11 protein-coding genes and 3 tRNA genes are annotated in these 12,620 nt (G+C 63.0%); 8 read left to right on the top strand and 6 right to left on the bottom strand.

Translation table 11 applies throughout. The features are described from left to right. The first annotated feature begins 482 nt into the window (after positions 1-482). A complete protein-coding gene (locus JYK05_RS03380) occupies positions 483-1,619 on the top strand; it encodes a porin (RefSeq protein WP_175939759.1) in 1,137 nt (378 codons plus the stop codon). Positions 1,620-1,700: 81 nt separating this feature from the next. Here the strand turns inward: JYK05_RS03380 and greB are convergent, their stop codons facing one another. Then, positions 1,701-2,252: a transcription elongation factor GreB gene (gene greB / locus JYK05_RS03375; RefSeq protein WP_175939758.1), complete on the bottom strand. Its 552-nt coding sequence runs from the start codon at positions 2,250-2,252 to the stop codon at positions 1,701-1,703. Between the two features lie 154 nt (positions 2,253-2,406). On the opposite strand from greB, the gene JYK05_RS03370 reads away from it, so the two are divergent. Together JYK05_RS03370 and JYK05_RS03365 are read left to right on the top strand one after the other, a co-directional pair. Then, positions 2,407-2,483 (top strand) — tRNA-Arg (locus JYK05_RS03370). 87 nt (positions 2,484-2,570) lie between these two features. Next, positions 2,571-2,647, top strand: a tRNA-Arg gene (locus JYK05_RS03365). 66 nt (positions 2,648-2,713) lie between these two features. Here JYK05_RS03365 and JYK05_RS03360 read toward each other — a convergent pair. The 5 genes from JYK05_RS03360 to JYK05_RS03340 all read right to left on the bottom strand — a co-directional run bounded on the left by JYK05_RS03360 (position 2,714) and on the right by JYK05_RS03340 (position 7,657). After that, positions 2,714-3,205 (bottom strand): phage protein NinX family protein, encoded by a 492-nt coding sequence (locus JYK05_RS03360; RefSeq protein WP_175939757.1) that lies wholly within the window; start codon positions 3,203-3,205, stop codon positions 2,714-2,716. Between the two features lie 63 nt (positions 3,206-3,268). Next, the gene (locus tag JYK05_RS03355; RefSeq protein ID WP_175939756.1) at positions 3,269-5,665 is read right to left on the bottom strand and encodes a bifunctional (p)ppGpp synthetase/guanosine-3',5'-bis(diphosphate) 3'-pyrophosphohydrolase; all 2,397 of its coding nucleotides are present in this window, start codon (positions 5,663-5,665) and stop codon (positions 3,269-3,271) included. Positions 5,666-5,770: 105 nt separating this feature from the next. Next, a complete protein-coding gene (gene rpoZ, locus JYK05_RS03350; RefSeq protein ID WP_006025620.1) occupies positions 5,771-5,974 on the bottom strand; it encodes a DNA-directed RNA polymerase subunit omega in 204 nt (67 codons plus the stop codon). Positions 5,975-6,043: 69 nt separating this feature from the next. Then, the gene (gene gmk / locus JYK05_RS03345) at positions 6,044-6,718 is read right to left on the bottom strand and encodes a guanylate kinase (protein WP_175939755.1); all 675 of its coding nucleotides are present in this window, start codon (positions 6,716-6,718) and stop codon (positions 6,044-6,046) included. Between the two features lie 9 nt (positions 6,719-6,727). Beyond that, complete coding sequence (locus JYK05_RS03340; protein ID WP_206467771.1) at positions 6,728-7,657, bottom strand: YicC/YloC family endoribonuclease; 930 nt, start codon at positions 7,655-7,657, stop codon at positions 6,728-6,730. A 266-nt stretch (positions 7,658-7,923) separates the two neighbouring features. Between JYK05_RS03340 and rph the strand changes: the two genes are divergently transcribed. The 5 genes from rph (at position 7,924) to JYK05_RS03315 (ending at position 11,878) form a co-directional block, all read left to right on the top strand. Then, the gene (gene rph / locus JYK05_RS03335; protein ID WP_206467770.1) at positions 7,924-8,682 is read left to right on the top strand and encodes a ribonuclease PH; all 759 of its coding nucleotides are present in this window, start codon (positions 7,924-7,926) and stop codon (positions 8,680-8,682) included. Next, positions 8,675-9,304 carry an RdgB/HAM1 family non-canonical purine NTP pyrophosphatase gene (gene rdgB / locus JYK05_RS03330; RefSeq protein WP_241269837.1) on the top strand — a complete coding sequence of 210 codons (630 nt, stop codon included), beginning with the start codon at positions 8,675-8,677 and terminating at the stop codon, positions 9,302-9,304. The genes rph and rdgB overlap by 8 nt, the downstream gene beginning before the upstream one ends. Beyond that, complete coding sequence (hemW, locus tag JYK05_RS03325; RefSeq protein ID WP_206467769.1) at positions 9,301-10,524, top strand: radical SAM family heme chaperone HemW; 1,224 nt, start codon at positions 9,301-9,303, stop codon at positions 10,522-10,524. Before rdgB ends, hemW begins: the two co-directional genes overlap by 4 nt. After that, positions 10,521-11,744, top strand: a complete 1,224-nt coding sequence (locus JYK05_RS03320) for an MFS transporter (protein ID WP_206467768.1) — start codon at positions 10,521-10,523, stop codon at positions 11,742-11,744. The genes hemW and JYK05_RS03320 overlap by 4 nt, the downstream gene beginning before the upstream one ends. 44 nt (positions 11,745-11,788) lie before the next feature. After that, positions 11,789-11,878, top strand: a tRNA-Ser gene (locus JYK05_RS03315). Positions 11,879-12,620 lie beyond the last annotated feature (742 nt).

Raw genomic sequence — 12,620 nt, 5'->3', positions numbered from 1 at the left:
GCCGCGCTGACAAAGTTTGGAGATCTTTTCCGTCAACGAAAAAGTCTGCTTCGAAAAGCAGAAATGACAGTATAGCCACGGCCATCGCAATCATTACCCTCAAGCGCAGCAAACTTCTGTTGCCGATTCCTCAACAATCCCTTTTCTGGACTTGTCCGATTGCCTAAGCGCGCAAACCGTGTCGCACATCTGCAACGCGAATTGGTTGACACTTAATCGCGGGACACTTTATTCGACGATAAATCACTGAAATAAAAGAAGAAAAACGCCTCTTCCGATCATTGCTAATCGGAGAATGATTTATTGCGCGAAGTGGAACGCTCCGTCTGTAACGCCGTCTTTACACTTCGTCTGGTCCGGAAACAAATGTGTCGCCGTCTGCGGCACGTTGCTCCTCCGACCGCGCCTCTCGCAGCCGGTCGCAGCGAGGTTTCCTCAAAGCCTGGGTTCCTTAGGCCCAATCTGCTCTCGGAGTTACAAAGATGAAAAAGACTCTCATGGTCGCAGCCCTCACGGGCGTCTTCGCTACCGCCGCTCACGCGCAAAGCAGCGTCACGCTCTACGGCCTGATCGATGCGGGCATCACCTACACGAACAATCAGAACGGCCACAGCAACTGGAAGGCGACGAGCGGCTCGGTCAACGGCAGCCGTTGGGGCCTGCGCGGTTCGGAAGACCTGGGCGGCGGCCTGAAGGCGATCTTCACGTTGGAGAACGGCTTCAACATCATGAACGGCCAAGCCGGTCAGAACAGCCGTGAGTTCGGCCGTCAGGCATACGTCGGTCTGTCGAGCAACCAGTTCGGCGCCGTGACTCTCGGCCGTCAATATGACTCCGTGGTCGACTTCCTCGGGCCTCTGGCTCTGACGGGCACGCAATACGGCGGCACGCAGTTCGCCCACCCGTTCGATAACGACAACCTGACCAACACGTTCCGCGTCAACAACTCGGTCAAGTACACGAGCGCGAACTACGCTGGCCTGAAGTTCGGCGCGCAGTACGGCTTCTCGAACGCCGCTGGCGGCTTCTCGAACAACCGCGAATACAGCGCGGGCGTGTCGTATAACTATGGTCCGTTGAACATCGCGGGCGCTTACCTGCAACTGAACAACGGTAACAACCCGCTGCAAGCCGGCGGCGCAGTGAGCAACGACGCTCCGTTCGTTGCAGGCCGTCAGCGCATCTTCGGCGGCGGCATCAACTACGCGTTCGGCCCGGCGACGGTCGGCTTCGTCTTCACGCAGACGATGCTCGACAACGCGACGCAGATCAGCTCGGTCGGCACGCAAGGCGCCGCGCCGCTGAACCTGACCAACGGTCACGTCCGCTTCACGAACTACGAAGTCAACGGCCGTTACAACCTGACGCCGGCTCTGTCGCTCGCAGCGAACTACACGTACACGAACAGCCGTATCGACGGCGTGGCGCCGAAGTGGCACCAGGTCGATCTGCAGACGGCATACGCGCTGTCGAAGCGTACGGACGTGTACCTGCAGGGCGAATACCAGCACGTGTCCGGCACGGACGGCACGAACCTGGGCGCGACGATCAACGGCGTTGGCGTGTCGTCGACGGAAAACCAAGTCTCGGCAACGGTTGGCGTTCGTCACCGCTTCTAAGCCTCGACTGCAGTTCTGCTTGGCAAAAAGCCGCTCTTCGGAGCGGCTTTTTTTCGTCTGTACGCCGACGCGACGCGCGAACTAGCGCGGATACCGCACGTCGAGAATATCGATCTGCTGCACGCCCGCCGGCGTGTGCAGCGGCACCGTATCGCCGATACGCGCCTTCAAAAGCGCCCGCGCGACCGGCGAGATCCAGCTCACGTGCCCACGGTCCAGATCGACCTCGTCGACGCCGACGATCGTCACCGTATGCACGATGCCGTCGTCGCCCGCGTAGTCCACCGTCGCGCCGAAGAAGACCTGATCGACGTTCTCCTGCTTGCGCGCATCCACGACCTCCGCGAGATCGAGCCGCTTCGTCAGAAAGCGGATGCGTCGGTCGATCTCTCGCAGGCGCCGCTTGCCGTAGATGTAATCGCCATTCTCCGAGCGATCGCCGTTCGACGCCGCCCACGACACGAGCTTGACCACTTCGGGGCGCTCGTTGTCGAGCAGTTGCAGCAACTCGTCGCGCAGCCGCTGATGGCCTGCAGGCGTGATGTAGTTCTTCGCGCCGGCCGGCACATCCGGCTGGGCCAGTTCGAGATCGTCGTCACTCTCGTCCGATTCTTTTACAAATGCCTTGTTCATGGTGCAAACCGATTCCGGAATTCCGCGCATTGCGCGCTGAGTGTGTAGAGGCGTGTAATCGTCAACTTACCACGACGCTCGCCGGTCTCAGCCACTTTTCGGTCAACGCCTCTTCCCTTTTCAAACAGGCTTGGCTATAATTCCGCTTCTGCGTGCGGCTGTAGCTCAGTTGGATAGAGTACTTGGCTACGAACCAAGGGGTCGTGGGTTCGAATCCTGCCAGCCGCGCCACTTATTCCGGTGTTTCGCTTTCAAGCGGCGCACCAAGCGCTTAACCAAAAGCGCGTTGAAGTCACGAGTAGTAGTACCGTTTTGCGTGCGGCTGTAGCTCAGTTGGATAGAGTACTTGGCTACGAACCAAGGGGTCGTGGGTTCGAATCCTGCCAGCCGCGCCACTTTTGAAGGGCCTTCCATCCGGAAGGCCCTTTTTGTTTTGGCCGCGCGTTTCGCTGCGCTGACCGTCAGGGCCGTGGCGGCGACTTGATATCGCCGATGCGCGCGTTGGGCGCCGGCACGTCCTCCGCCGAAATGAACGCCGTCGGCTCGCTGATCGCTTCCGCGCGCGTGCCGAGCAAGGTCTGCGGATGCCGCAGGTAGACATCCTCGACGGTATCGCCGAACGAATGCCGCACGAACGCGCGCAAGAGCGCCACGCGCAGCGACGGCCCCCGCGCGTGCACCGGCTCGCCGTCCTTGCCGAACGTCGCCGTGCACTCCACTTCCCCGCGTCCCACGTCGCTCATTTCGAGCCGGCAGGCGCGCTCCAGGACGACAGAGGCGGCCTCCCACGACGTCGACGGCAGAAACCGCCCGTCCCACGCCTTGCCGCGGTCATTGCCGCGAATCGAGAGCGTCGTGCCGCTGTCGGTGAAGTGGATTTCCCTGATGAAGTCGTGAAGGCCGCGCGCCACCCAGTAATCGAGCGTGGGGCCTTCGAGGTCGGATGTATTCATATCGGCGCTCTCCATGCTTTCGGTCGACTGACGACCGCATGCACGCCGCGTTCCCGCGCCGGATCAGTAGTCGGCGCGTTCCCGGTCGATGCGCATGCCGCCGTCCTGATTGCGATGATGCGGCTCGTCGCTCGGACGCTCGCGCGCGATGCGCATCACGTCCAGATTCGTGCGCACGCGACGCATCACGTTCGCAAGATGCACGCGATCGCTCACCTGAATGACGAAGCGCAGCAGCTTCGCTTCCTGCGAGACGTCCTCATCCATCGCGATGTGGACGATGTTCGCGTCCGCCGACGTGATATCCGCCGCCACGCGCGCGAACACGCCCTTCGTATTCTTCACGAGCACCTTCACGGCGACGTCGAAGAGACGCCCCGGCTGCGGCGCCCACGCCACGTCGATCCAGCGCCCCGGATCGCGCCGGTGGATGCGCTGCGCGACGCGGCATTCGGTCGTGTGGATCGCCATGCCGAGCCCGATGCCGATATAGCCCATGATGTCGTCGCCGGGAATCGGGCGGCAGCACGGCGACAGTTGAACCGACATGCCTTCCGTACCCGTGATGACCACGGGCGGCGCGGTATTGGTGTTGTGGTGCTCGCGATGCGGATGATCCTCGTCGTCCGCGATGCCGTTCATCAACACTTCGATGCGCTTGGCCATCACGGCCGCCACGCGCCGCCCGAGGCCGATATCCGCGAAGATTTCCTGACGCGTCTTGTTGCCGGTCCACAGCACGAGCTTTTCCCACACTTCGGGCGTCACGTCCGACAGCGCGAGGCCGTAGCCCTTGAGACTTTGATCGACGAGCCGCTCGCCGAGCTGCACGGATTCGTTCAGGCGCATCGTCTTCAGATAGTGGCGGATGGCCGAGCGCGCCTTGCCGGTGCGCACGAAGCCGAGCCACGCGGGATTCGGCTTCGAGTACGGCGCGGTGATCACTTCGACGATATCGCCGCTCTTCAACTCGGTGCGCAGCGGCAGCAGTTCGTTGTTGATCTTGACCGCGACGCACTGATTGCCGAGGTCGCTGTGGATCGAATACGCGAAGTCGAGCGCCGTCGCGCCGCGCGGCAGCGGCATGATCTTCGACTTCGGCGTGAACACGTAGACCGCGTCCGGAAACAGGTCGATCTTGACGTGTTCGAGGAATTCGCTGGAATCGCCTGCTTCGCTTTGAATGTCGAGCAGCGACTTGAGCCATTGATGCGCGCGCTTCTGCACGTCGTTCAGATCCGCGCCGCCGTTCTTGTACAGCCAATGCGCCGCGACGCCCGCCTCGGCGATCTCGTGCATCTTGCGGGTGCGAATCTGGAACTCGATGGGCGCGCCGAACGGCCCGACGAGCGTGGTGTGCAACGACTGATAGCCGTTCACCTTCGGAATCGCGATGTAATCCTTGAACTTGCCCGGCACGGGCTTGTAGAGCGCATGCAGCGCGCCGATGCACGTATAGCATTCCAGCGCGCTTTCCACGACCACGCGAAAGCCGTACACATCCAGCACTTGCGAGAACGACAACTGCTTGTCCCGCATCTTCTTGTAGATGCTGTAGATGGTCTTTTCGCGGCCGGTGACTTCGGCGCTGATCTTCGCGTCCGCGATCGTGCGCTGCACCGCTTCGAGAATCTTGCCGACCACTTCACGCCGATTGCCGCGCGCCGCCTTCACCGCTTTTTCGAGCGTGGCGTAACGGTTCGGATTGAAGTTCGCGAAGCTCAAGTCCTGCAACTCGCGATACGTGTTGTTAAGGCCGAGCCGATGCGCGATCGGCGCGTAGATATCCAGCGTTTCGCGCGCCACGCGCCGACGCTTCTCCGGCGGCACCGCGCCGAGCGTGCGCATGTTGTGCAGCCGGTCGGCGAGCTTCACCAGAATGACGCGCACGTCGCGCGCCATGGCGAGCAGCATCTTGCGGAAGTTTTCCGCCTGCGCTTCCTCGCGGTTGCGGAATTCCATCTTGTCCAGCTTGGACAAGCCGTCGACCAGTTCCGCGACCTTCGCGCCGAACCGCTCGGCGATTTCCGTCTTGGTGACGCCCTGATCTTCGATCACGTCGTGCAGGAGCGCCGCCATGATCGATTGCGCGTCCAGCTTCCAGCCCGCGCAGATTTCCGCGACCGCGACCGGATGCGTGATGTACGGCTCCCCGCTCTGGCGATACTGCCCGAGATGCGCTTCGTCGCTGAAATGGAAAGCCGCTTTGACTTCCTTGATCTCGTCGGCGGAGATGTAGCTTGCCAGCGCGTTCGTCAGATTCGCGATGGAAACGACGTCGTGCTTGCGCGGCTGCTCCGGCGTGGCGGTCGGCCCGAACAGATGGCGGAACGACTGTTCGAGGACCGCGTCGATGTACTTGCGCGCCGCGTGCGGCTTGTCGGCATCGAGAAGCGAATCCTGATCGATCTCGATGTCCGGGTCCACTGAAGCGGAGACGGGCAGCGGTGTCTGACTCATGTTCGCCTCCGTGTTCGTCTGACGCGCCGCTTATCCATCAGTTGCGCCGGGTTTGCAAAAAGTGAAACCGATGAAACGGGTGAAAGAGGTCGAAAGAACCGCCCGTCAGACGGGCACTTTCTTCAGCATTTCGACGCCCACCTGCCCCGCTGCGATTTCGCGCAGCGCGACGACGGTCGGCTTGTCGCGGCTTTCGATCTTCGGGGTGTGTCCTTGCGCGAGCTGACGCGCGCGATACGTTGCCGCGAGCGCGAGCTCGAAGCGGTTCGGAATTTGTTTCAGGCAGTCTTCGACAGTGATGCGGGCCATGTTTGTATCCTTCTCGATGTGGGTTTTATTCTACCTTATGTGACCGATACGACTCGGCCACCGCTCGCGTCATTGCGGGTGCGTGGGATGAATGCCGAGCTCGACGAAAAGCTGCGTGTGACGCGCGTATTGCGAGGTGAAGCGCAGGCGCGTAGCGGCAACCAGACAGCGCAGTTCGTTGAGCGCGCGATCGAAATTCTCGTTGATCACGACATACTCCGCTTCCGACGCGTGCGCCATCTCGCTGCCTGCCGCGAGCAGCCGCCGCACGATCACGTTGGGCGCGTCCTGGCCGCGCTTCTTCAGGCGGTCTTCGAGCGCATCCAGCGAAGGCGGCAGAATGAAAATCTCGACCGCATTGCGAAAGCGTTTCTTGACCTGCTGCGCGCCCTGCCAGTCGATTTCGAGCAGCACGTCGTGGCCCATTTTCATCTGGTCCTCGATCCACAGGCGCGAGGTCGCGTAGTAGTTGCCGTGCACTTCCGCGCTTTCCAGAAACTCGCCCTTGTCGTGCCGCTCCATGAATTCGTCGACGGACACGAAGTGATACTGCACGCCGTTGGTCTCGGCCGGGCGCGGGTCGCGCGTCGTGTACGAGACGGACAGGCGAATGGCCGGGTCCTGCGCGAGCAGCGCGTTCACGAGCGTGGACTTGCCCGCCCCCGACGGCGCGACGACCATGAACAGGTTGCCGGGATAAATGCCCGTGTACGTGCTATGCGAGCGGTGCGTGGTGTTCGGCATGATCGAGCGTTACTCCAGATTCTGTACTTGTTCGCGCATCTGTTCGATGAGCAGCTTCAGCGTCATCGACGCATCCGCGAGTTCCTTGGCAGCCGCCTTCGAGCCGAGCGTGTTCGCTTCACGATTGAGCTCCTGCATCATGAAGTCGAGCCGCTTGCCGACCTTGCCACCCTTTTGCAGCACGTGGCGCGTTTCCGTGAGATGCGCGCTCAAGCGCTGCAACTCTTCCGCGATGTCGATGCGAATGCCGTACATCGTCACTTCCTGACGAATGCGCTCGGCGATTTCATCGCGCGGCACGCTCGTCGTCGTGGCGTTGTCCGACGTCGCGATGCCGAGCGCGTCCTGCAGGCGCTCGACGATCTTCTGCTGATGCTTCGCGATCAGTTCGGGCACGAGCGGCGTGATGCGCGCGACGATCGCTTCCATCTCCGTCACGTTGTTGATGAGGACATTGGCGAGCGCCGCGCCTTCGCGCGCGCGGACTTCGATGAGATCCGCGATCGCCTGCTTGGCGCACGCGAGCACCGCTTCGCGCAGCGTGTCCTGCGAGACGGAGCTTTCCGCGAGCACGCCCGGCCAGCGCAGGATTTCGCCGGTACGCATGCGTTCGGCATCCGGAAAGACGTCGAGCACCGCGCGCTCCAGCGTGGCGAGTTGCGTGAGCGCGTCGCGATTGAGCGCGCCGGCATTGGCCGTCTGCTCGACGCGATTCAGGTTGATGCGAATATCGACCTTGCCGCGCGAGAGCTTCGTCATCAGCATTTCGCGCATTTGCGGCTCGGTGGCGCGCACGTCTTCGGGCATGCGGAAGTTCAGGTCGAGAAAGCGCGAATTCACCGTGCGCAATTCCACCGATACCCCGACGCCTGCGCCGCCCGCGCCGTCCGCTGCGACTTCGCGCGTCGCGCTGGCATAGCCTGTCATGCTGTAGATCATGGTACGTCTCGCGATGTGCGCCTTCGCTTGCCGAAGGCCGGTTCAACGAAACGCCCGGCGCGAATGAAGGTGCGCTGGGATTGGCACGCGTTTGGCCGCCGGGCGATGAACCCGCATTATCCCATTTTTACCGCGCGCGCCGTCCGCCCGAACGCGCGCCGCGCATTCCGCGACCGGCAACGCCGCCCGGTGATTGACGATAAAATCGCACCACCTGGCGCACCGGACATTCGAATCGCGCCCGACTCTTTCTTTCCTCGCTCACCATGACCGACTCTCCCCTGCTCAAGCCTTCCATTGCCCGCCCGAGCGGCCGCCGCGCGAGCCAGTTGCGCGACGTGCGCATCACGCGGCATTACACGAAGCACGCGGAAGGATCGGTGCTCGTCGAGTTCGGCGATACGAAAGTAATCTGCACGGCGAGCATCGCCGAACGCGTGCCGGCGTTTCTCACCGGACGCGAGCAAGGCTGGCTCACCGCCGAATACGGCATGCTGCCGCGCGCGACGCACACGCGCAGCGACCGCGAAGCCGCGCGCGGCAAGCAGACCGGCCGCACGCAGGAGATTCAACGGCTGATCGGCCGGGCGCTGCGTTCCGTGTTCGATCTGAACGTGCTGGGCCCGCGCACGCTGCATCTCGACTGCGACGTGATTCAGGCCGACGGCGGCACGCGCACCGCGAGCATCACGGGCGCGTTCGTCGCCGCGCACGATGCCGTGACGAAGCTGCTCGCGAGCGGACGCATCGCGCAATCGCCGGTGAAGGATTTCGTCGCGGCCATTTCGGTCGGCATCTTCGACGGCTCGCCCGTGCTCGACCTGGACTACGAGGAAGACTCACAGTGCGATACCGACATGAACGTCGTGATGACCGGCGCGGGCGGCTTCGTCGAAGTACAGGGGACGGCCGAAGGCGCGCCGTTCTCGCGCGACGAGATGAACGCGCTGCTCGATCTCGCCGACAGCGGCATCAAGGCGCTGATCGCGAAGCAAAAGGCCGCGCTGGAGATCGAAGGTGTCTGATTCACATGGCATCGGGCATGGCATCGGCCGCGTCGTGCTCGCGTCGAACAACGCGGGCAAGCTGCGCGAGTTCGCGTCACTTCTGAATGCCGCGGGCATCGAACTGATCGCGCAGGGCGAACTCGGCGTGCCGGAAGCCGAAGAGCCGCATCCGACGTTCGTCGAAAACGCGCTTGCGAAGGCGCGTCACGCGTCGGCGTTGACCGGCCTGCCTGCGCTCGCCGACGATTCCGGCCTCTGCGTGCGCGCGCTGAACGGCGCGCCCGGCGTGCACTCGGCGCGCTACGCGATGAAGCACGGCGGCGAAAAAAGCGATGCCGCGAACAACGCGCGGCTCGTCGCCGATCTCGCGAACGAAGCGGACCGCCGCGCGTATTACTTCTGCGTGCTCGTGCTCGTGCGTCACGCGGAAGACCCCGAGCCGCTCATCGCGGAAGGCCGCTGGCACGGCGAAGTGATCGACACGCCGCGCGGCGCGCACGGCTTCGGCTACGACCCGTACTTCTTTCTGCCGGCGCTCGGCGCGACCGCCGCCGAACTGGACCCCGCGCGCAAGAACGCGGTGAGCCATCGGGCGCTTGCATTGCGCGACTTGCTGCAACGACTGAAGGAACTCGCGTGAGCAGCGGACCGAAGACGATCAACATCGTGCAGGCGTTCACGTCGCCCGGAAGCATCCGGCTGACGTCGCTGCCGCCGCTTTCGCTGTACGTGCATTTCCCGTGGTGCGTGCGCAAGTGTCCGTATTGCGACTTCAACTCGCACGAGTGGAAGGACGATACGTTCCCCGAAGAACGCTATCTCGACGCATTGCGCGCCGACCTCGAACGCGCGTTGCCGCTCGTCTGGGGACGGCACGTGCATACCATCTTTATCGGCGGGGGCACGCCGTCGCTGTTGTCGGCCAAGGGCCTCGACCGGCTGCTCTCGGACGCGCGCGCGCTCTTGCCCATCGACGCCGACGCCGAAATCACGCTCGAAGCGAATCCCGGCACGTTCGAAGCGGCGAAGTTCGCGTCGTTCCGCGCGAGCGGCGTGAACCGGCTGTCGATCGGCATTCAGAGCTTCAACGAGGCGCATCTGAAGGCGCTCGGCCGTATCCATGACGCGACGCAGGCTCAGCGCGCTGTCGAGATCGCGGCGAAGCACTTTGACAACTTCAATCTCGACCTGATGTTCGCGCTGCCGCAGCAGTCGCTCGACGAATGCCGGCGCGATATCGAGACTGCGATTGCGTTCGCGCCGCCGCATTTGTCGCTGTATCACCTGACGATGGAGCCGAACACGCTCTTCGCCAAATACCCGCCGGCCCTGCCCGACGACGATGCCGCCGCCGACATGCAGGACTGGATACACGAGCGCACGCGCGATGCCGGCTACGAGCGCTACGAAGTGTCGGCGTATGCGAAGCCGCATCGGCAGAGCCGCCACAATCTCAACTACTGGCGCTTCGGCGATTACCTCGGCATCGGCGCGGGCGCGCACACGAAGCTGTCGTTTCCGTCGAAGATCGTGCGGCAGGCGCGCTTCAAGCATCCGGCGACGTACATGGATCACGCGCTGTCGCCCACGGAAAGCGCGATCCAGGAAGAGCGCGAAGTCGGCCCGCGCGATCTGCCGTTCGAGTTCATGCTGAACACGCTGCGGCTGGTCGAAGGCTTTCCTGTGCATGCGTTCGTCGAGCGCACGGGACTCGCGCTCTCGGCGATCGAGCCGGCGCTCGTGGAAGCGGAAAAGCGCGGCCTCATCACGCGGAATTTCGAGCGCATTGCGCCGACCGAGCGCGGCCAACGCTTCCTCAACGATCTGCAAGAGCTCTTTCTGGACGATTCGACACGATGAGCGCACCGACGATGGCGCCGGGCTCGATCATGCGGCATCGCCCGTTCGCGCTTTTCTGGACGGCGCGCGTGATGTCGTCCGTCGCGTTTCAGATGATGTCGGTCGCCATCGGCTGGCAAGTCTATTCGATCACGCACAGCGCGTTCGCGCTCGGTCTCGTCGGCCTCGCGCAGTTCCTGCCGATGTTCGTGCTGACGCTCGTCGTCGGCCACGTCGCGGATCGCTATGACCGCCGCACGATTGCGTATGTCTGTCAGACGGTCGAGAGCGTCGCGGCGCTCATGCTGTGTCTTTACGCATGGCGCGGCTGGAATCACGCCGGCCCGATCTACGCGATCGCCGCGATCACGGGCGCGGCGCGCGCATTCGAATCGCCGTCGATGGCGGCGCTCTTGCCGAACCTCGTCGCGCGAAACCAGTTGCAGCACGCGAGCGCCTGGTCGACGTCCGCGAACCAGACTGCGCAGATCCTCGGCCCCGCAATGGGCGGCCTGCTCTACGGCCTGGGCGCGCTGACGGTGTACGGCGCGGTGTGCGTGGCGTTTCTCGTTGCCGCGTGCGCGGTCGGCGCGATCAAGATCGAGAACGCCGTGCGTGTGCGCGCGCCGTTGTCCTTCGAGGCGCTGTTCTCGGGCATCGGCTTCATTCGCAGCAAGCCGGTGATTCTCGGCGCGCTTTCGCTCGATCTGTTCGCCGTGCTGCTCGGCGGCGCGACGGCGCTGTTGCCGGTCTTCGCGCGCGACATCCTGCATACGGGCCCGTGGGGACTCGGCATTCTGCGCGCGGCGCCGGCCGTGGGCGCGCTCTGCGGGTCGATCTGGCTCGCGCATTTTCCGCTGCGACGGCGCGCGGGCACGGCGCTCTTTGCCGGCGTGATTGCGTTCGGCATCGCGACGATCGTGTTCGGGCTCTCGCGCAACGTTTATCTTTCGCTGATTGCGCTGGCGGCGCTCGGCGCATCCGATGTGATCAGCGTGGTCGTGCGCATGTCGCTCGTGCAGTTGCAGACGCCGGACGAGATGCGCGGTCGCGTCGGCGCGATCAACTCGCTCTTTATCGGCACGTCGAATCAGCTTGGCGAATTCGAATCGGGCATGACGGCGGGACTGTTCGGCGCGGTGCCGGCGGTGCTCATCGGCGGATTGGGGACGATCATCGTCGCGCTTCTGTGGATGAGGCTTTTTCCCGCGCTCAAGGCGACGCGCACGCTCGAAGGCTGAGGTCGCTCGACGCCGACGAGTTGCGCTACAATACGCGCCTTGCTGGAGGTGTGGCCGAGCGGTTTAAGGCACCGGTCTTGAAAACCGGCGAAGGAGCGATCCTTCCGTGAGTTCGAATCTCACCGCCTCCGCCAGACATTCGTCTTTTCTCGTCTCATTTCATCGCGCCTAACTGCGCAACTTGCCGCCCGACAAGCTTACGCCGTACTGTTCTCTTTCATGCACCTTCACGCGTGAAGTATTCGCTTATGACTAGCGGCCGAACTGTTATCGGATGCTGATTTCCGCTCCGCGAGCGACGGTGGCGACGTGTAAATCAGAGGCGGAAAAAGCTCGTTGCGACGAGGACTTGAGCGAGGCGAGCATGTCCTCGGCGGCATCGACGGCTTTATCAGTGCATCTCCGATATGGGGCCTATGCTGCAAACCGCGCGCGACGCTAGCCACCAGCGGCGCGAGATGCCCTAAACGCGTACGCATCGAAAGTCATAAGCGGAGCTAAGGCGCAACGCCCGTGCTGAAGAAGGGGGACTAGGCTCCTTTCCCCAGCAGTTGAGTGTTTGGCTCAGGGTTGTTGTCCAAGTTCAACGCGCCATGCCGAAGCGTCCGCAAACTTTCGGCCGTTGCAGCCGCCAGACGACCGTTCATCTCATTTCCACGGCGGCGATATTGGAGTCGATCCGGTCTACTCGATAACGGCGCCTATCGATAGCCGTAGTGACGTGAGAACTTAGTTTGCACGGGCTTGAATGCGCAGAACGACTGTTCTTCAATAGTCAGCTACACCTGACGCGACAAGCGCCTCCCGTACGACGCGGCTTAGAGAGACAACTTCGCGCAAGCTTTCCAATGAAGATTCCTTTTTCACGAATATAAT

Origin of the sequence: Caballeronia sp. M1242 (assembly GCF_017220215.1) — a bacterium.
Taxonomy (GTDB): domain Bacteria; phylum Pseudomonadota; class Gammaproteobacteria; order Burkholderiales; family Burkholderiaceae; genus Caballeronia.
This window is presented reverse-complemented; position numbering and strand designations above follow the sequence as displayed.